Raw genomic sequence first — 19,394 nt, 5'->3', positions numbered from 1 at the left:
GGAGGTTCTTTTCATCGTCAACGTCTATCTGTCACCAACGTCATGGCCGAGTACAGCTAGGGTCTGCTGGCATGGACTGGAACAGCTGGGGACCCGGACCCGCCGACGCGCTGAAGCGACCCGCCGGCACGCGGGCCAAGACCGTCGGCGCCGCGCCGGGCACCGTGGTGGAGGACGTCGCCACCGGATTCGTCGGAGCCGTGCTGCGTGTGGAGCGCGCCGGCGGCGTGCACGTGGTGGTGCTGGAGGACCGCCACGGGAAGACCAGGTCCTTCCCGCTGGGCGGCGGCTTCTGGATCGACGGCGAACCCGTGACGCTCGTGCCGGAAGCCCGTGCCAACGGGCCGGCGAAGAGGACCCCGCAGCGCACCGCATCCGGATCAGTGCGCGTCGGGAACAGCCGGGCGCGCACGGCGCGGGCGTCGCGCATCTGGGTCGAGGGCGCACACGATGCCGAGCTGGTGGAGAAGGTCTGGGGCGAGGACCTCCGCCACGAGGGCATCGTGGTGGAGCCCCTGCACGGCGTGGACGACCTCGCCGGGGCCATCGCCGACTTCGGGCCGTCCGGCCGGCGCCGCCTGGGCATCCTGGTGGACCACCTGGTGCCCGGCTCCAAGGAGGAGCGCATCGCGGCCGATGCGATGCGGACGCCCGGAGCGGCCGGCAACGTGCTGATCCTCGGCCACCCCTACGTGGATGTCTGGCAGGTCATCAAGCCACAGGTCATCGGCATCCAGGCCTGGCCCGTGGTGCCCAAGGGGCAGGACTGGAAGACCGGCATCCTCAAGGCACTGGGCTGGCCGCATCGCACCAAGGAGGACGTGGGCCTGGGCTGGAAGCGGCTGCTGGCCCAGGTCCGCACCTACGCCGACCTCGAGCCCTCTCTGCTGGGACGTGTGGAGGAACTCATCGACTTCCTCACCGAGCCCGGGACCGCCTGAGCGATAGACTGACGCAGAATCGGCCCCTGACCGCGGGGCGCCCGGCCGGCAGACAGGGGGCGCACCGTCGGTCTCCGGCCAGCCCCCGACCCTTCGAGGAGTACCGTGGCGAAGCCCGACCGCAGCGCACCCCGACGCGCCACCGAGCCTGCTGCCGAGCAGGGCCCGGCCAGCGGCGCGGAGCAGGCGGAGACCGCAGCGGCGGGCTCGGCCCCTCAGCCGGACCGCGCCCCCAGCGGCCGCGTCCGCCCCAAGCCCGCCTCCGCCCGCCATGCCTCAGGGCCTGCCGCCTCCGAGGACTCCCGACGGGCCACGCCCGAGGCACATGCGCCCAGGCACGCCGCTGCCGCGGCCGGTGGAGGCACTGCCGTGAAGACCAAGACCGAAGCTTCGGACGAGCCGCGCCCCGCCCGTCCCGTGCGCCCGGCCAAGAAGCAGCGGGCCGCCCGCCGTCCGTCGTGGGTGGAGGCCTCCTCCGGCCCCGGCGCCCCGCTGACCGCCAAGCAGGACCGTGAGCGGGCGACCCTGGCCCACTTCGGCGTGGCCGTCGGTTTCATGGTCCCGCTGGCCGTCTGGCTGCTCTACCGTGACCGCGGCCCCTTCACCGCCCAGGAGGCCAAGGAGGCGCTGAACTTCTCCGTCCCGCCGACCCTGCTCATGGGAGTGTTCTTCTTCCTGGGCCAGCTGCCCGTCCTGGGCCCGGTGTTCGCCGTCATCGGTGCGCTGCTCTGGATGGTCATGGCCTTCTACGGCATCCTCGGCGGCTCCCAGGTGAACAAGGGCCGCCCCTACAGGTACCCGTTCAACCTGCGCATCCTGCGCTGACCGCGCCGGCAAGACCGGCCAGAGTCGAACGGCGCCCACCCGCGGCGTTGTGGGGATGCAACACGGCCACGGCGTTGTGGGGATGCAACACGGCCACGGCGTTGTGGGGATGCAACACGGCCACGTTCTTCGATCTCAACACCGTGTCTTGCCCCCACGACGCCGGGGCGGGGCGGGTGAGACCTTGCCTCACATCGCAAGGCCGGGCGGGGACGGCGACTCGGCCGCTCAGAAGCCGGCGAGCTCGCGCACGATGTGGTCGTTGCGCAGCCGCCCCTGCAGGGTCGGAACGATCCGGCCGGCCTGGGCCAGGCCGCCGTCGATCAGGCCCGCGGCGATCAGCTGCGGGATGCGGGCACGGGCGGCCGCACCCCCGTCCTCGGCCTGCTCCAGCACCCGCACGTCCAGGCCCTCGACCATGCGGACGTGGAGCATGACCTGCTCCAGCAGGCGTGCCTCGGCGTCCGGCACCTCGCGTCCCACGGCCGGGGTCACGCCGGTGGCCAGGCGCTGCGCGTAGGCCGCCGGGTGCTTGGCGTTCCAGAACCTGACGCCGGCCACGTGCGAGTGGGAGCCGGGGCCGATGCCCCACCAGTCCATGTCCCGCCAATAGGCCACGTTGTGCTCCGCGCGGTGTGCCCCGGTCTCCTGAGGGTCGTGCGCCCAGTTGGAGACCTCGTACCAGCGGAAGCCGGTAGCCTCCAGCAGCTCGTCCGCCAGCAGGTACTTGTCCGCCTGGTCGTCCGGGTCCACGTCGGCCACCTGCCCGCGCGCCACCTGGGCGCCGAACTTGGTGCCCTCCTCCACGATCAGCGAGTAGGCGCTGATGTGGTCCGGGCGGCAGTCGATCGCCGTCTCCACGGTGGTCCGCCAGTCCCCGAGCGACTCCCCCGGCGTGCCGTAGATCAGGTCCAGGGACACGTCCAGGCCGGCGGCCCGCGCCGCCTCCACGGCGGCCGGGATGTTCTCCGGTCGGTGGGTCCGCTCGAGCGTGGCGAGCACGTGCGGGACCGCAGACTGCATCCCCACGGACACGCGGGTCACGCCCCCGGCGGCCAGCTCACGCAGATAGGCCTCGTCGACGGTGTCGGGATTGGCCTCCACCGTCACCTCGGCTCCGTCGACCATCCCGAACGCCTCGCGCGCGGCGTCCAGGATCCGCACCAGGTGCGCCGCCGGCAGCAGCGTCGGCGTGCCACCGCCGAAGAACACGGTGTGCAACGGCCTTGCCGGCACCTCGGAGTCCTCCAGCGCTCTGCGTGCGAACCCCACCTCCGCCAGGGCCGTGTCCACGTAGTCGCCGCGCGAGGCGCCGGGGCCGAGGTCCGGGGCGGTGTACGTGTTGAAGTCGCAGTAGCCGCAGCGCACCGTGCAGAAGGGCACGTGCACGTACAGGCTGAAGGTCCTCGGTACGCCCGCGGCGAGGGACCGGCGGACCGCCTCCCCGCACGAGGAGGGGAGGCGTCCGTCGTCGGGGACGGGGTCACCGAGCGGCAGGACGGCGGGCACGCGTTACTTCTTGCCCTTGTCCGCGGACGAGGAGTCCGAGGACAGCGCGGCGATGAACGCCTCTTGCGGGACCTCCACGGTGCCCACCATCTTCATGCGCTTCTTGCCCTCCTTCTGCTTCTCCAGCAGCTTGCGCTTGCGGGAGATGTCGCCGCCGTAGCACTTGGAGAGCACGTCCTTGCGGATCGCGCGGATGTTCTCGCGGGCGATGATGCGCGAGCCGATGGCCGCCTGGATGGGCACCTCGAACTGCTGCCGCGGGATCAGCTCCTTGAGCTTCGCGGTCATCATGGTGCCGTACGAGTAGGCGAAGTCGCGGTGGGTGATCGCGGAGAACGCGTCCACCTGGTCGCCCTGCAAGAGGATGTCCACCTTGACCAGGTCCGCGGCCTGGTCGCCGTCCGCGCCCCAGTTCAGGGAGGCGTAGCCCTTGGTGCGGGACTTCAGGGAGTCGAAGAAGTCGAACACGATCTCCGCCAGCGGGATGCGGTAGCGGATCTCCACGCGCTCCTCGGACAGGTAGTCCATGCCCTGCAGGTGGCCGCGCTTGGACTGGCACAGCTCCATGACGGCGCCGATGAACTCGGCCGGCACGATGATCGTCGCCGCGGCCATGGGCTCACGGACCTCGTGGATCTTGCCCTCCGGGAACTCGGACGGGTTGGTCACCTCCACCACGGTGCGGTCCTCGGTGGTGACCTGGTAGACCACGTTCGGCATGGTGGAGATCAGGTCCAGGTCGAACTCGCGCTCCAGCCGCTCGCGGACGATCTCCAGGTGCAGCAGGCCCAGGAATCCCACGCGGAAGCCGAAGCCGAGCGCCACAGACGTCTCGGGCTCGTAGTTCAGGGCGGCATCGTTGAGCTTGAGCTTGTCCAGCGCGTCGCGCAGCACCGGGTAGTCCGAGCCGTCGATGGGATAGAGGCCGGAGAACACCATCGGCTGCGGGTCCCGGTAGCCGCCGATCTCCTGCTCGGCCGGGTCCGACTCCAGGGTGACGGTGTCGCCCACCTTGGACTGGCGCACGTCCTTCACACCCGTGATGAGGTAGCCCACCTCGCCGACACCGAGGCCTTCGGTCGGCTGCGGCTCAGGGGAGGACACGCCGATCTCCAGCAGCTCGTGGGCGGCACCGGTGGACATCATGCGGATCTTCTCGCGCGGGGTCAGCCTGCCGTCCACCACGCGCACATAGGTGACCACGCCGCGGTAGGTGTCGTAGACCGAGTCGAAGATCATGGCGCGGGCCGGTGCATCCGCCTGACCCACGGGGGCCGGCAGGGACGTCACCACCCGGTCCAGCAGCTCGGGCACGCCCACGCCGGTCTTGCCGGAGACCCGCAGCACGTCCTCCGGCTCGCAGCCGATCAGCTGGGCGAGCTCCGCGGCATAGCGGTCCGGGTCTGCGGCAGGCAGGTCGATCTTGTTCAGCACCGGGATGATCTCGAGCTCGTGCTCCATGGCCAGGTACAGGTTGGCCAGGGTCTGCGCCTCGATGCCCTGGGCGGCGTCCACCAGCAGGATCGCCCCCTCGCAGGAGGCCAGGGAGCGGGACACCTCGTAGCTGAAGTCCACGTGGCCGGGCGTGTCGATCATGTTCAGGGCGTAGTCGACGCCGTCGACCTCCCACGGCATGCGCACGGCCTGTGACTTGATGGTGATGCCGCGCTCCCGCTCGATGTCCATGCGGTCCAGGTACTGCGCCTTCATGTCGCGCGGCTGGACCACACCGGTGCACTGCAGCATGCGGTCGGCCAGGGTGGACTTGCCGTGGTCGATGTGCGCGATGATGCAGAAGTTGCGGATCACCGAGGGATCGGTACGCGAGGGCACGGGCGGGTTAGACGCCAGAGGCGACACAGGGCACTTCCTTCACGAGCGGAACCAGGATCAACCGCCCATTCTTCCATGTGCGGAGTCGGTAGGCTCGCTTCCATGGGAATCGACCTCATGCGAGCCGTCACCCTCGCCCGCCGGATCTACCGCACCGTCCAGCAGCGCCGGCGAGCCGACGGCGGACGCCGGCAGGGCCCGGACCCACGCGGGACGGCCCCCGCTCCCCGTCGGCGCGGCGCCGGCACGCAGAGTCAACGCGGCACCGGCGCGCAGACCGATCAGCAGCGCGTGTCCCGCTACCCGGGCGACTTCACCGGGCGCACCCGCGTGGAGTACGCGCCGGTCCCCGGCCCGCAGGCAGGCCCCGGGGAAGTCGTGTGGACCTGGGTCCCGTTCGAGGAGCTGGACGGCCGCGGCAAGGACCGCCCCGTCCTGATCGTGGGCCACGACGACGGCCACCTCCTCGGCCTGATGCTCACCTCCAAGGACCGCAACAACGATCACGTCTCCGACCCGGACTACGTGGACATCGGCTCGGGCGCGTGGGACTCGAAGGGCCGCCCGTCCGAGGCCAAGCTGGACCGCATCGTCCGCGTGGATCCGCAGGACGTCCGCCGCGAGGGCGGCGTGCTGGACCGCTCACGGTTCGACGCCGTCGCACAGGCGCTGGCCGACCGCCGGGGCTGGAGCCGCTGATCTGTCTGACCGGACGAGGCCCGGTGAGCATGCCGGCGGCGAGTGCCGTCGTCGGCGGGTGCCGTCGTCGGAAGGCGTGAGGGGACACGCAGGAATCTGTGACACGCAGCCGGCCCGGTTCCGCCCGATGTCCATTGGCTGGTAAGGTGGTGGTCATTGTGTCCGGTCGGTCGACGGACACCCTCGGGGCGGAGAACCAAGGCACTCCCCACGCCGCTCAGTCGCCGCACCCGAGATGCCCTCTACGACCCCTGTACAGACGGTGCGGCCACGAGCCGGCACCGACAACATGAAGGACCTGATTTGGCTAACATCAAGTCTCAGAAGAAGCGCATTCTCACCAACGAGAAGGCCCGCCAGCGCAACGTTGCGGTGAAGTCTGCACTGAAGTCGGCGGTCCGCTCTGTGGACCAGGCCGTCGCCGCCGGTGACAAGGCCGCCGCCGGGGAGGCGCTCAAGGTCGCCTCCCGCAAGCTGGACAAGGCCGCGTCCAAGGGCATCATCCACAAGAACCAGGCCGCGAACCGCAAGTCCGGCATCGCCGCACGCGTGAACGGCATGGACGCCTGAGCTGCTGAAGCTTCACACGAAGGCCCCGTCACCGGTCGGTGACGGGGCCTTCGTGTCTGTGGCCCAGTCATCCGGCTCCGTCATCTCGACGACGCCGCCACCTGCCTCCGGCAGGGTGGGGGTTCCGGAGAGACCAGCTCTGGAGGGTGAGGTACCGGGGAGCCCAGCCTGCACTGCAGCAAACTCTCTGCCCCCCTCAAGTGAGGGCGCCCCTCTCAAGTGAGGGCTCAACACGGCCTCCTGACGCGATCTCACCACCGTGTTGTATCCCCACGATGCAGAACTGGGGGGGCTGCGCCGGCCGGCTCAGCGGCGGGTGCCGGTGGAGACGCGGATCACCGCGCGCTCGACGGCGAAGTCCGGGTTGCGGGAGCCGCCCTTGACCTCGGCATCGGCCTGGGCGATCCACTCCATCGCGTGCGCGATCCCGGCGGGGCTCCAGTGGCGGGCGGCCTGCTGGATGAACTTCATCTGGAACGGGGCCACACCAAGAGCGGCGGCGAGCTCGTTGGGGGCGTCCCGGGAGTCGATGACGCGGGCGACCTGACGGGCCTTCATGGCCAGCGCCGTGGTCAGCATCACCGGGTGGACGCCCGTGGCCAGGGCGTGCCTGGTCAGCGCGACGGCGCGGGCGGCCTGCCCCTCCAGCGCGGCATCGGCCACGGCGAAGCTGGTGGCCTCCACGCGGCCGCCGTAGTACTGGTCCACCACCTGCCTGGTCACCGCGCCCTCGGTGTCCGCGAGCAGCTGGTGGCAGGCGGAGGCCAGGTCGGTGAGCGAGGCACCGGTGGCCTGCACGAGCGCGCGAGCGGCCTCCTCGTCGATGCGGCGCCGGTGGTCCTTGAACTCGGCGTAGACGAAGGCGATCTTGTCCTCGTCCTTCTTCAGCGCCGCACACTCCACCACGGTGCCCACCGTCGCGACGGCGTCCAGCAGCTTCTTGCCGCGGTTGCCGCCGGTGTGGCGGAGGACCACGGTGACGTCGTCGGCCGGCGGGCCGGAGGTCACCAGGTCCAGGGCGTCCGTGAGGAACGCGTCGTTCATGGACTCCAGGCCTTCGGCGATGATCAGCGTGGGCTCGGCGAACAGGGAGGGGCTCGCGGCCATGGCCAGCTGGCCCGGCTGGTACTCGGCGGCGCGGAAGCGGTGGGTCTCGATGGCCTCGTGGCGCTGCTTGAGCCCCTTCACCACCTGGTCGGTGACCCAGCGGGCGGCGTAGTCCTCGGGGCCCTTGAGCAGCATCAGCGGCCCGGGCCGGGCCTGTCGCCAGGCCAGCGGGTTCGCGGCGGCGCGAGACCGGGCGGTGCGGGAGGAGCGGGCTGCGGCCATGCGGTCCATCCTACGGGTCATCGGCCCCCGCCCTCCGGCCCTGTGCTCAGCGCGTGGAAGCGCAGCCGCGCCGTGGTCTGCGCCCCCGCCGGGCTCGTCCCGTCGTCGGCGGGGTGCTCCAGGTCCTGCGCGGTGCCCGCCTCGAGGCTCACGACGACGGTCCCCGCCTCGTCCGTGCGCAGCACCGCTCCCAGCGGGGCCAGGACCTGCAGGGTCTGCGGGTGCGGGTGGCCGTAGGGGTTGTCCCGTCCGGCGGAGACCACGTAGGCGTCGGCATCGACGGCCCGGGGCAGGGCGGCCCCGCCGTTGCGGGCGCCGTGGTGGGCGACGGAGTACAGGTGCGCGTGCGCCGGCGGCGCCGCGGCATCCTCATGGCGTCCGGCGATCCAGGCATCGGCGGCATCCTGCTCGATGTCCCCGGTGAAGAAGACGCGCAGCGGACCGCGGCCGGTCTGCACGGTGGCGAGGATCTGGGCGGAGGCGTCGTTCTCCGTGGCGGCGTCCTCATCTGCGAGCAGCACCTGCCAGGTCACGTCTCCGGAGCTCTCCCGGTCTCCGGTGCGCAGGCGGCGGGAGCCCGGCGGCGGATCGGTGCCTGCCTCCTCACCGGCCGCGGCGGGCAGCCCGAGGCCCCGCACGCCCTCGCCGCGGGTGGCATGGCGCAGGGCGGGTGCTCCCAGGGCGATGGCGGCGTCCAGTCCCCCGGTGTGGTCGGCGTGCAGGTGGGTGAGGAGCACGGCGTCCACCCGCGCGATGCCGAGCGCCTCCAGGCAGGCTGCCGCCGGCTCCGGCTCGGGACCGACGTCCACCACCACGGCACGTTCGGGGCCGCTGCGCAGCACGGCCATGTCGCCCTGGCCCACATCGCAGAACGCCACCGCCCAGTCTGCGGGAGCCTGACCGGCGGGGGCGGGCAGGACCACGGCGGAGTAGCCGCCGGCCCCCGAGGCGATGAGCACGGCGACGAGCACACCGGACACGGTCAGCCTCCCACCCCGCCGGGGAGCGGAGAGGCCTTGCCGGCGCACGGGGGCGTGCCGCCGTCGTTCGGTCAGGAGCAGGACGGCGTACAGGGCGGCGGTCGCGGCCACGGTGAGGACTGCGAGGACGAGGCCGAGACCGCCCTCGGGCCAGGGCCTGAGCGCGCCGGGCAGCCCGGCACAGACGTGGGCGACCAGACCGATGTAGGCGGCCGGGAGCTGGATCACCCAGACGATGGCCGCCGAGACGGGCGGCAGCGCCAGGACGAGCCCTGCGGCCGCGGTGCCGAGCACGGTGATCGGAGCCACGGCCGGTGCGGCAAGCATGTTCGCCGGGATCGCGTAGGCGGAGACGGTGCCGGTCATGGCGAGCAGGATCGGCTGACACGCCAGGTGGGCACAGGTGGTGACGGCGAGGGTGACCGAGAGCCAGCGGGCGGCCCAGCCCGGCAGGACATGGCCGAAGAAGCGGTAGAGGTGTGCCTCCGCCGGCCGCGCGCCGAGGATGATGCCGGCCGTGGCCGCGACGGACAGCTGGAGCGCCGGCTCGGTCGCCAGCCCCGGCACGGCGACGACCACCGCCGTCCCAGCCAGGCAGAGCAGCGTGAACGCATGACGTGAGCGCCCGCCGAACAGCGCCAGGGCCCCGAGCCCGCCCATGACCGCCGCGCGCAGCACCGACGGCTCGGGCCCGACGATCACCACGAACACGACCAGCGTTGCGATGACCGCGGCGAACACGGCCGTCCGGTTCACGCGCAGCAGGCGGAGCAGGCCGGTGACGGCGCCCGCCAGAAGAGCACAGTTCGCACCGGAGACGGCGCTCAGGTGACTCAGCCCGGCGTCCTTCATCGCCTGGTCGGTCTCCGGGCTCTGGGCGCTGCGGTCACCCAGGACGAGGCCGGGGATCAGCTCGCCGGCGGTGCCGAGGGTGCCGTCGGCCTGGTCCCGGAAGGCGGCACGCAGGCGCTCTCGGCCGCCGCCGGCGTCAGGCGACACGACGCCGTCCCCGCCGTGGGCGGCCGGGCGGGAGCCGGGGCGCTCGCCGTCGGGGTTCTCACGGACACAGGGAGCCGGGCGGGGGTCGGCGGTGGCGCGCAGGAACACGGTGCCGTCCTCACGCCGCGGCTCGACCACCGCGCAGACGGACTCCCCCGGTGCGGCCTCCAGCCAGCCCTCTGGCCCGGTGAGCACGGCGGAGGCGGTCTCCGCCATGCCCTGCTGGTCCGGTCCGAAGGCGGTGACGTCCACGGTGACCGCAGCACGCCGGGCACCGTAGGCGGAGGCGAGCTCCCGCGGGTCTGTGCTGATCTGCAGGGCCACGCGCACGGGCTGCTCGGCCTGCAGGGTCTGCGCCCAGCCGATGCGCTCCTCCTCTCCCACGCGCAGCGCCACCGACTGCGAGACCAGCGCTCCGACGGCCGCCGCCACCGCGAGGGCCCCGGCCGCCGTCCGCGCCGCCGCAGCCGCCCCACGCTCCTGCGGCGTCGCAGCCGCCCCACGCTCCTGCGGCGTCGCCGGCGGCACGGCAGTCCTCGCACGACCCCTCAGCCCGACCGCCGTCACCGCTGCGGCGATCGCGACCGCGACCAGCCCGACCGAGACCAGCGTGGTCCCCGTCGACGTCCACTGCGGCGCCAGATTCCCGACCGCCAACGCCGTCACCAGGGCCGGCGCCCAGCGGGCGTCGATCGCGGCGGGCAGTCGCCGATTCACGCGCTGCTCACCAGGTCACCAGCGGCGCGAGCCGCTCGAGCGTCGCCGGGCCGATGCCGGAGACCGCGTCCAGGTCCGTCAGGGACTGGAAATCCCCCACCTGCTCCCGGTGCGCGATGATCTTCTCCGCCGTGGCCGGCCCGACCCCGGGCAGTGTCTGCAGCGCACTGCTGTCCGCGGTGTTCAGGTCAACCGCCCCCTCACCCGCACCGCCGTGCTGCGCCTCTGGTCCCGGGCCCGTGGCCCCGTCCGCGGCAGCACCGGCTCCCGCCTCACCGTCGGCACCGCCCACCACCGCGGCGTCGCGGGCGTTCGAGTCCACCTCACCGGCCACCGCATGCGCCTGGGCCTGCACGGATTCGAGCTGTTCCTCGGACGTCTGCTCTGACGGCACGAGCACCTGCTGCCCGTCGAGAAGCGGAGCCGCCAGGTTGATCCGCTCGGCCTGTGCGGCAGGCGTGGTCCCGCCCGCGGCGGCGATGGCATCGGCGGTCCGTGCATCGGCAGGCACGGTCACCATCCCCGGCGACCGCACCTCGCCGATCACGTGCACCCGCACCCGGCTCTGGCGCCCACCGTCCTTGTCGGTCGTCTCCCCCTCGCCGTCTGCGGCCTTTCTCGGCTGCTCCCCCGTGGCTCGGTCGCCGCCTGCTGCGGCGCCCTCGGCCTCACCGCCTGCGCCTGCCGACGACGGATCCTCACCTCCACCGGGCCCGTCGCGGTCACCGGTCCTTCCGTCCCCGGCATGGCCCTCGGCCCCGACGCCATGCCGCGCCTGCGTGTCCACCGGAACCGGCTCCGGCGCAGACGGACGCATCAGCCAGGTCACCGCCCACCACGCGGCCACCGCCACCACCAGCACCATCACCGCGCTGCCGACCAGACGCCAGCGGAACACGGGGACCCGCGGCGGTTCCTCCTCCCAGGCCGAGGCCGCCACGGGGTCGTCGACGAACCCGGTGCGCACAGCGCCGGGTGAGGGATCCGGGGAAGGCGAGGGCCCGTCGTCGGGAATCAGGCCCTGCTCGGATGCGGGTGCGGACTGCTGCGGCTGTGGACTCATGCGTCCACGGTGCCCTCCCGGACTGCCCCTCTGCCGGGCTCAGGCCTCGTCTGTGGATGGTTCGGCCGGGTCGGTCGCCTGTGCAGGAACGGACGGCTCCTTGGGCGTGTCCTCCCTCGTCGCGACCGACGCGCCCTCGGCACTGGCGTCGACAGCGCCCGCACCGCCGGCCCCGGAGCCGCCGACGTCCGCCGCGTCGTCCCCCTCAAGCAACGGGGTGGCGATCACGCCGAGGCCGCCGAGGCCGAGGTGGGCGGCGAGCACAGCCGGGAAGTCCACCACGGGGATCGGGGTCTGCGAGAACGGCTGCAGGCGTGCGGCCAGTGCCTCCGCGGCAGGCCGATTGCCGTAGCCGTGGACGGCGATCCCGCAGGGCTCCGCCTCGGCCTTGGCCTGTGCGGCGGCGGCGATGCGGTCCACGGCGGCGTCCAAGGATCGGGTCCGCTCCACCAGGCAGATCGTCCCGTCGCGCAGCGCCAGAACGGGCTTGACCTGGAACATCGAACCGATCAGGCCCTTCAGCGCGCTGATCCGGCCGCCGCGGCGCAGCTGCTCGAGGTTCGGCACGGTGAACATCACCAGGGACTGCTCGCCGGCGCCCTGCAGGTACTCGACGATCCCCTCGACCGGCAGCCCGAAGCCGGCCCGGACGGCAGCCTCCATGACCATGAAGCCCAGGGCCATGCCTGCGGACCGGGAGTCCACCACCTCGACGGGTATCGACACACGCGTCGCGGCCATCTTCGCGGCCTCGACCGTCCCGGACAGGCCGCCGGAGATGTGCACCGAGACGATCCGCGCGTACCCGGCGGCCTCGAGCTCGCGGTAGGTCTCCTCGAACCTGCCCGGGGACGGGCGGGAGGTCCGCACCGGCAGGTTGGCGGCCAGGGCGAACGGCAGCTCCTGGTGCAGCTCCTCCGAGCCCTCCGTATAGATCTGCTCCCCCACCATGACGGGCATGGGGATCTGACGCAGCCCCGCGGCCAGCGGGTGCTCCAGCACCGACGACGGGATGGCGGCCGAGGAGTCGGTGACGATCGCCGTGCGGTCGCGGCGCGGCGGCTTCAGGCCGTAGCGCACCCGCCCGGCCAGCCGGGACCGGCGGGCACGCACACGCGCCTGGTAGTCCTGTTGCCACTGCAGCACGGACGTCACCGCGGCTCCTCTCCTCGGCCGGCCTCCATCAGCGGATGACGAGGTTGACCAGCTTCGGGGCGCGGACGATCACCTTGACGATCTCGGCGTCACCGATGAACCGCTGGACCTTCTCGGAGGCGCGGGCAGCGGCCTCGAGGTCGGCCTCGGAGATGTCGGCCGGCACCTCGAGGGTGTCGCGGACCTTGCCCTTGACCTGGACCACGGCGGTGACGGTGTCCTCCACCAGGAGGGACTCGTCCACCTCGGGCCACCCGGAGCGCACCACGGACGGGGTGTGGCCGAGCATGACCCACATGTCCTCCGCGGTGTACGGGGAGAACAGGCTGAGCAGCTTGGCGACGGCCTCGGCGGCCTCGCGGACGGCCGGATCGCCGGCGCCGGCGCCGTTGTCGATCTCCTTGCGGGTGGCGTTGACCAGCTCCATGGTCTTGGCGATGACCACGTTGAACTTGCCCTCGTCCAGCAGCTTGGAGGACTCGGCGATGGTCTTGTGGGTGGCCGAGCGCAGCGCGGTGGCCTCCGCGGCGGAGAGGTCCGCGCCCACCGGGGCGCCGCCGGCGCGCACGTCGCGCGCCAGTCGCCAGGCGCGGGCGAGGAACCTGCCCGCGGCGGCGGGGGCCACGTCGGCCCAGTCCACGTCGTCCTCCGGCGGCGAGGCGAACACCATGGTCAGGCGGACGGCGTCCACGCCGAAGGTGTCCAGCTGCTCGCCGAGGTCCACGCCGTTGCCCAGGGACTTGGACATGGCCTTGCCGCCGTTGAGCACCTGGCCCTGGTTCAGCAGCGCCGTGAACGGCTCGGTGAACGGCACCAGGCCCATGTCATGCAGCGCCTTGGTGAAGAAGCGCGCGTACAGCAGGTGCAGGATCGCGTGCTCCACGCCACCGACGTACTGGTCCACCGGCATCCAGTCGGCCACGGCCTGCGCGTCGAACACGGCGGTGTCGTCCCGCGGGGAGGCGTAGCGGAGCACGTACCAGGAGGAGTCCACGAACGTGTCCATAGTGTCCGAGTCGCGGCGGGCCGGCTTCCCGCAGTCCGGGCAGTCCACGGTGACCCAGGCGTCGGCGGCGGCCAGCGGGGACTGGCCCTTCGGGGCGAGCTGCTCGCCCTTGAGGTCGGTCGGCAGGGTCACCGGCAGCTGCTCCTCCGGCACGAGCACCTCACCACAGTCCTCACAGTGCACCACGGGGATGGGGGTGCCCCAGAAGCGCTGGCGGGACAGCAGCCAGTCGCGCAGGCGGTAGTTGGTGGTGCCGCGGCCGGAGCCCTTGGCCTCGAGGATCTCGATGGCCCTGGCGATCGCGTCGGTGCTCGTCAGGCCGTCCAGCTCGCCGGAGTTGACCAGGATGCCCTCGCCGGCGGTGGCGACGCCAGAGACAGCGGGGTCCTCCTCGCCGGTGTCCACGACCATGCGGACCGGCAGGTCCATGGCGCGGGCGAAGTCGAGGTCGCGCTGGTCGTGCGCGGGCACGGCCATGATGGCGCCGGTGCCGTAGTCCGCCAGCACGTAGTCCGAGGCCCAGATCGGCAGCGACTGCCCGGTCAGCGGGTTCACGGCGGTGCGGCCGAGGTCCACACCGGTCTTGGTGCGGTCCGTGGCCTGGCGCTCGATCTCGGAGACCTTCTTCAGGTCCTCGCGGTAGGCCTCCAACTCGGCGCGCCTGTCCTCGGTGACGAGGTCCAGGGCCAGCTGCGAATCCGCGGCCACCACCATGAAGGTCGCTCCGAACAGGGTGTCCGGGCGGGTGGTGAACACGGTGACGACCGGGCCGTCCGCGTCCACCTGGAAGTCCACGTGGGCGCCGGTGGAGCGGCCGATCCAGTTGCGCTGCATGGCGAGCACGCGCTCGGGCCAGCGGCCCTCCAGCTGGGCCATGTCGTCCAGCAGGGCGTCCGCGTACTCGGTGATCTTGAAGTACCACTGGTTCAGCGTGCGCTTGGTGACCTCGGCGCCGCAGCGCTCACAGGCGCCGTCCACGACCTGCTCGTTGGCGAGCACGGTCTGGTCCTGCGGGCACCAGTTGACCGGCGAGTCCTTCCGATACGCCAGGCCGCGCTTGTAGAACTGCTGGAACAGCCACTGGGTCCAGCGGTAGTACTCCGGGTCCGAGGTGTGCAGCTCGCGATCCCAGTCCACGGCGATGCCGTAGCGCTGGAAGGAGTTCTTCTGCGTCTGGATGTTCGCGTAGGTCCACTCCGCCGGGTGTGCGTTGCGCTTGATGGCGGCGTTCTCGGCGGGCAGGCCGAAGGAGTCCCAGCCGATCGGGTGGAGCACGTCATAGCCCTGCTGCATCCAGTGGCGGGCCTTCACGTCTCCCATGGCGAACGCCTCGGCGTGGCCCATGTGCAGGTCGCCGGAGGGGTACGGGAACATGTCCACCACGGTGCGGCGCTCACGTCCGTCCTCGAGGGGCGCGTAGGTGCGCGCGGCCTCCCAGTAGCCGGCCCAGCGGGCCTCGACCTCGCGGAACGAGTACTCGGCGTCCTCCGGGATCTGCGGGGTGTCCGGAGTGGGGTTGGATGCGGTCACGCTCGTGGGGTCCTTCGTCGATGGGGTCAGGGGTCAAGCCTGCCCATCCTACGCGTCCGGGCCAGCGGTTTCGCCTCTCCACTCAGGTCCGCATGCACTCTGCCCGCCTGAGCCCGCCGGCGACGACGGACGCGAGACCGGGGTGCCCGGCCGTCGTCGGGCCTGACTCGACGGGTCTCGGCCCTGCCTCCGACGGCAACTGGTGAGGACACGCACTCATCCGCCCCCGTATCGGCGCATCAGACGGTGAGTCCTCACCAGTCGACGAGGCGGTGAGGCGAGGCGGTCCCGGCAGGTGCCCGGCCGTCGTCGGGCCTGACTCGACGGGACTCGACCCCGCCGGCGGCGGCAGACACCCGAGGGGCTCAGTGGGCGAGTTTCAGTCCGATCACGCCGCCGACGATCATCAGCAGGAAGAGGATCTTGAGCGTGGAGACGGGCTCGGCTCCGGTGGACATGGCGTAGACGACCGTGAGCGCGGCGCCGATGCCCACCCAGATCGCGTAGGCGGTGCCGACCGGCAGCTCGCGCAGCGCGAAGGCGAGGCCGCCCATGGACGCGATCAGCGCGACGAGGAAGACGAGCGACGGGCCCAGTCTGGTGAAGCCCTCCGACCTGCTCAGCGCGGTGGCCCAGACGGCTTCGAGCGCACCGGAGAGGATGAGGACGATCCAGGACATGTCTGCTCCTCTGGGCCGTCTTGTCGCTGTCCGGGTACGGCACCCCTCGTCCGGGGCCCGCACGGATCGGCGGGCCGAGATCGAGGGTCGCACGCAGGGCCGATGCGGGCAACCCGGCCCGAGGCGACCGCCGGTGGAACGGGGACGTCCCCACCCCCCGACGACAACTGGTGAGGACACGCACTCATCCGCCCACCTGGCGGCGCTCCAGACGGTGAGTCCTCACCAGTCGGCGAGTCGGTGAGACGAGGCGGTGAGACGAGGCGGTGAGACGAGGCGGCGAGGCGAGGCGGGCCGGCGTAGCGGGGACGGCCCCCGTCGGACCGGCGGCCTCAGCCGGCCAGGAACCCCTCGAGCAGCGCGGCGCACTCCGGCGCCTTCTCGTAGTGCAGCAGGTGCCCGACGCCCGGCAGCATCGCCAGGGACACCCGCGGGGACACGGCACCGATCCGCTCGGCCAGGGCCTGCTGGGAGGTGGGCGAGCCCATCGGGTCCTCCGTGCCCGCCACGAGCAGCACCGGCAGGGCGAGCCGGTCCGCGCTGTCCACGACGGAGCCGGTGGTGCTGGCCCGGTACGCCTGCGCCAGCGAGGCGCGGGTGGCGAACCGGCTGAAGTGGCGCAGGTGCTGGTCGTGGGTGTGGGCGAGGATGCGCACGTCCGCGGTCTCGGACATCAGCAGCGTGGTGAGCCAGGTGATCGGCCGGGCCCGCAGGATCGCGTCGCCGAGCCGCTCCGGCAGTCTCGCGGCCACCTCGTAGTAGCCCTGCGCCACCCCGGCTGTCAGCCGGTCCACCACAGGGCCGTTCGCGGACAGCGCGGGCTCGGAGATCGGGTTGAGCAGCACCAGGGCGGACCACCGGCACGGGTCCTGGCCCGCCAGGTGCGCCGCGACGATCGACCCATAGGAGTGACCGAGCAGCACCGCGTCCCCCGGCACCTGAAGCTGATCGACGGCCTCCGCCACCGCACCGGCGTGGTGGGCCACACTGTGCTCGGCCGCCGGGAACGCCGCGGACGCCCCGAACCCCGGCAGGTCGACGGCGAGGATCCGATCGCCCGGCAGGCAGTCGGCGAGCAGCGCGAGCCCGTGGTGGTCCCCGCGGAAGCCGTGCACGAACACGACGGTGCGTGCCGTCGTCCTGCCCTCGGGAAGGTACTCGAACACGGCCACCGGCAGGCCGGCACCGCTGGTCGGGTCGGTGACCTGCACGGTGTGGTGCACCGGCTCGCGCACCGCGGCCCCGGTGAACAGGGACGGGTCGCCGGCGCTCGGCGGTCGCAGGCGGTCGCGCAGGCGCACCGGGGGCGCCTCGCTCGGGCGGGCTCCGTGGGTCTGCATGCCCGTCAGCCTAACGACGACGGCACCCTCCTCCGGCTCCCGCCTCGCCGGACGCTGGGGCCGCTCCCGCGTCGCCCGCTTCCGTGCAGAGCGTGGGCCTCAGCGGGCTCAGAGGATGCCGGCCGGGTCGAGCCGGAGCCGGATCGGCTTCTGCTCGGCACGCGTGGACGCCGCCGACTTCGCCTTGCGGAGCACGCGCACGGTGGCCTCGGCGGCGGACCACGGGAAGATTAGCAGGGCGCGATGCCGGGCCTCGTCGGCGACCTCGGGCACCGGCCCGATCCACGGCAGCGGTTCCGGCGCGTGCGCACCGGTCGGCAGCTCCTCGCGGCGGGCCTCCTCGACCAGCTCCAGGTACTCCGCCACCGCCGCGGCCTCGCCGGTCACCTCCGCCAGTCGCCCGGCCGGCGGCAGGTGGAGTTCGCGCCGCTCCTGCAGCTGATGGGAGGCGAAGCCGTCCGGGTCCCAGCGGATCAGCGCGCCCACGGTCTCCGGGTGGTCGGCGGTCACCACCGCCACTCCCCCGTCCTGTGCCGGACGCACCAGTGCGGCGGCCGCCAGCCACCGGGACAGCACGCGGCCGGGCACGTCGAGGCCCTCACGCGCGAGCTGGGAGTCGCCGTCCAGCAGCAGCGCCGCGGCATAGCCGCCGCGGGCCACCGGCTCGGCCCCGACGGTCGCCACCACCAGGGCGGGATCGTCCCCGACCTCGGTGAGGATGTGCTCCGAGGAGCTCGAGAGCACCGGCACCTGGGGGAAGGCCCGGCCCAGCTCGTCCGCGGTGCGGTCCACGCCGCGGGAGCCTGCGCGCACCTGCTGGGTTCCGCACTCCGGGCAGCGGAAGCCGCGCTCGCGCACGCCGCACCAGCGGCAGGACAGCTCACCGGTCTGGGCGGCGGCGCGGTCGCGGAAGGACAGCGGCCCGGAGCAGTGGCGGCAGCGGGCGGGCATGCGGCACCGCTGGCAGACCAGCGCCGGGATGAAGCCGGCCCGGGCGACCTGCACCAGCACCGGGCCCGGGGTCCGCCCGTCCAGGGCCTCACGCGCGGCCCGCCAGGCGGCCTGCGGCAGCCGTGCCCTCCGGGCGAACGGGTCGCGGGCGGACTCCCACGAGTCCGCGGTGGAGAGCACGCGCGGGGCCAGCCGACGCTGCTCGGCGCGGTCCACCGCGAGGTGCTGCACCCAGCCGGCGTCCACGAGCCGCTGCAGGGCGGCGGTCCGGCCGAGGCCGGCGAACAGCACACCGGCCCCCTCCTGACGCGCCCGCTGAAGGGCGACCTCCCGCACATGCTGATAGGGAGCACGCGGCTCGGCCAGGGCGTCGTCGCCCTCGTCCCACACCGCGATCAGCCCCAGGCCCTCCACGGGCGCCCAGATCGCCGACCGCGTGCCCACCGCGATCCGGGCCCGACCGGTCAGCAGACGCAGGTGCGCCCGATACCGCGGCGTGTTGCCGTCTTCGGCGGTGAGCCGGGCGTAGGCGTGCTCGCCGACCGTCGCGTCCAACGCCGCGCACAGCCGGGTGAGGTCGCGCTGGTCCGGCACCACCAGCACCACGGAGCGTCCGGCGGCCGCCACGGTCTTCGCCAGGTCCGCGAACACCGCCGCCTCGTCCCAGTCCCCCACGCGGGAGGGCAGCACAGCCGCCGCCCGTGGGGCGTCTCCGGCACAGACGGCGGAGACGAAGGCATGCCCGCCCGCCAGGCGCGAGAGCACCGGCGTCCCGACGTCGGCACCGGCCTCCGCCGGACACCTCACCGCCGCCTTCGCCTCCTCCGCAGCCGGTCCCTCGGCCCTCGCCACGCACGGGTCCGCGACCTGGTCCTCGCGCTCGCCCTCCGGTCCGGGTGGGAGCGCCACCGGCGCATCCAGCTCCGGCTCGGCGAGGAACTCCTTCTCCACCTGGGCCACACGCGGCGGCACGGCCACGCGGAGAACGTCCGAGAGAACCCCGGCCTGGCGCACCGCCACGGCCCTCGCCAGCGCGAGCACCGGTGGGGTCAGCGACGGGACCTTCGTCACCACGGTGCGCAGCGGCACGAGCTGGGCTCCGGTGGCAGGCTCCTCGACCCGCTCGATGAGCCAGCCGGTGAGGTCACGGCCGCCGAAGCGGACGGTGACCCTGGATCCGGGCACGGCCGCCTCGTCCAGCGACGGCGGCACGAGGTAGTCGAACTCCCTGTCCAGGTGCGGGACGGCGGAGTCCAGCACCACCTTC

14 protein-coding genes and 1 riboswitch are annotated in these 19,394 nt (G+C 72.8%); of the genes, 4 read left to right on the top strand and 10 right to left on the bottom strand.

Going from position 1 to position 19,394, the window contains the following annotated elements:
• Positions 1–71: 71 nt before the first annotated feature.
• Both FM125_RS01245 and FM125_RS12185 read left to right on the top strand, forming a co-directional pair.
• Positions 72–941, top strand: coding sequence for a DUF3097 domain-containing protein (locus FM125_RS01245; RefSeq protein WP_067191618.1), 870 nt, complete (start codon positions 72–74; stop codon positions 939–941).
• A 105-nt stretch (positions 942–1,046) separates the two neighbouring features.
• On the top strand, positions 1,047–1,766 hold the full coding sequence (locus FM125_RS12185; protein WP_245829692.1) for a DUF4870 domain-containing protein: 720 nt from the start codon (positions 1,047–1,049) through the stop codon (positions 1,764–1,766).
• Between the two features lie 228 nt (positions 1,767–1,994).
• On the opposite strand, the gene hemW is transcribed toward FM125_RS12185, so the two are convergent.
• Positions 1,995–3,275 carry a radical SAM family heme chaperone HemW gene (gene hemW / locus FM125_RS01235; RefSeq protein WP_070639059.1) on the bottom strand — a complete coding sequence of 427 codons (1,281 nt, stop codon included), beginning with the start codon at positions 3,273–3,275 and terminating at the stop codon, positions 1,995–1,997.
• Between the two features lie 3 nt (positions 3,276–3,278).
• Positions 3,279–5,135, bottom strand: coding sequence for a translation elongation factor 4 (lepA, locus tag FM125_RS01230; RefSeq protein ID WP_067191615.1), 1,857 nt, complete (start codon positions 5,133–5,135; stop codon positions 3,279–3,281).
• A gap of 75 nt (positions 5,136–5,210) precedes the next feature.
• Between lepA and FM125_RS01225 the strand changes: the two genes are divergently transcribed.
• Both FM125_RS01225 and rpsT read left to right on the top strand, forming a co-directional pair.
• Positions 5,211–5,807: a type II toxin-antitoxin system PemK/MazF family toxin gene (locus tag FM125_RS01225; RefSeq protein ID WP_067191613.1), complete on the top strand. Its 597-nt coding sequence runs from the start codon at positions 5,211–5,213 to the stop codon at positions 5,805–5,807.
• Positions 5,808–6,110: 303 nt separating this feature from the next.
• The gene (rpsT, locus tag FM125_RS01220; RefSeq protein ID WP_067191612.1) at positions 6,111–6,377 is read left to right on the top strand and encodes a 30S ribosomal protein S20; all 267 of its coding nucleotides are present in this window, start codon (positions 6,111–6,113) and stop codon (positions 6,375–6,377) included.
• Positions 6,378–6,683: 306 nt separating this feature from the next.
• On the opposite strand, the gene holA is transcribed toward rpsT, so the two are convergent.
• From holA to FM125_RS01180, 8 genes are all read right to left on the bottom strand, one after another.
• Positions 6,684–7,706 carry a DNA polymerase III subunit delta gene (holA, locus tag FM125_RS01215; protein ID WP_070639144.1) on the bottom strand — a complete coding sequence of 341 codons (1,023 nt, stop codon included), beginning with the start codon at positions 7,704–7,706 and terminating at the stop codon, positions 6,684–6,686.
• Between the two features lie 17 nt (positions 7,707–7,723).
• Positions 7,724–10,402: a ComEC/Rec2 family competence protein gene (locus FM125_RS01210; RefSeq protein ID WP_143745172.1), complete on the bottom strand. Its 2,679-nt coding sequence runs from the start codon at positions 10,400–10,402 to the stop codon at positions 7,724–7,726.
• A gap of 7 nt (positions 10,403–10,409) precedes the next feature.
• Positions 10,410–11,465: a ComEA family DNA-binding protein gene (locus FM125_RS01205; RefSeq protein ID WP_087133386.1), complete on the bottom strand. Its 1,056-nt coding sequence runs from the start codon at positions 11,463–11,465 to the stop codon at positions 10,410–10,412.
• Positions 11,466–11,504: 39 nt separating this feature from the next.
• Positions 11,505–12,620, bottom strand: coding sequence for a DegV family protein (locus FM125_RS01200; protein WP_082740087.1), 1,116 nt, complete (start codon positions 12,618–12,620; stop codon positions 11,505–11,507).
• A 28-nt stretch (positions 12,621–12,648) separates the two neighbouring features.
• Complete coding sequence (gene leuS / locus FM125_RS01195; protein ID WP_180525286.1) at positions 12,649–15,156, bottom strand: leucine--tRNA ligase; 2,508 nt, start codon at positions 15,154–15,156, stop codon at positions 12,649–12,651.
• 365 nt (positions 15,157–15,521) lie between these two features.
• Positions 15,522–15,836 carry a DMT family transporter gene (locus FM125_RS01190; RefSeq protein WP_067191604.1) on the bottom strand — a complete coding sequence of 105 codons (315 nt, stop codon included), beginning with the start codon at positions 15,834–15,836 and terminating at the stop codon, positions 15,522–15,524.
• A gap of 9 nt (positions 15,837–15,845) precedes the next feature.
• Positions 15,846–15,915: riboswitch (guanidine-III (ykkC-III) riboswitch) on the bottom strand.
• Positions 15,916–16,168: 253 nt separating this feature from the next.
• Positions 16,169–17,176, bottom strand: a complete 1,008-nt coding sequence (locus tag FM125_RS01185) for an alpha/beta fold hydrolase (RefSeq protein ID WP_087133384.1) — start codon at positions 17,174–17,176, stop codon at positions 16,169–16,171.
• 108 nt (positions 17,177–17,284) lie between these two features.
• Positions 17,285–19,387: a primosomal protein N' family DNA-binding protein gene (locus FM125_RS01180; RefSeq protein ID WP_245829690.1), complete on the bottom strand. Its 2,103-nt coding sequence runs from the start codon at positions 19,385–19,387 to the stop codon at positions 17,285–17,287.
• Between the last annotated feature and the right edge of the window lie 7 nt (positions 19,388–19,394).

The sequence above is a fragment of the Micrococcus lylae genome, from assembly GCF_900163825.1.
Classification (GTDB): domain Bacteria; phylum Actinomycetota; class Actinomycetes; order Actinomycetales; family Micrococcaceae; genus Micrococcus; species Micrococcus lylae.
This window is presented reverse-complemented; position numbering and strand designations above follow the sequence as displayed.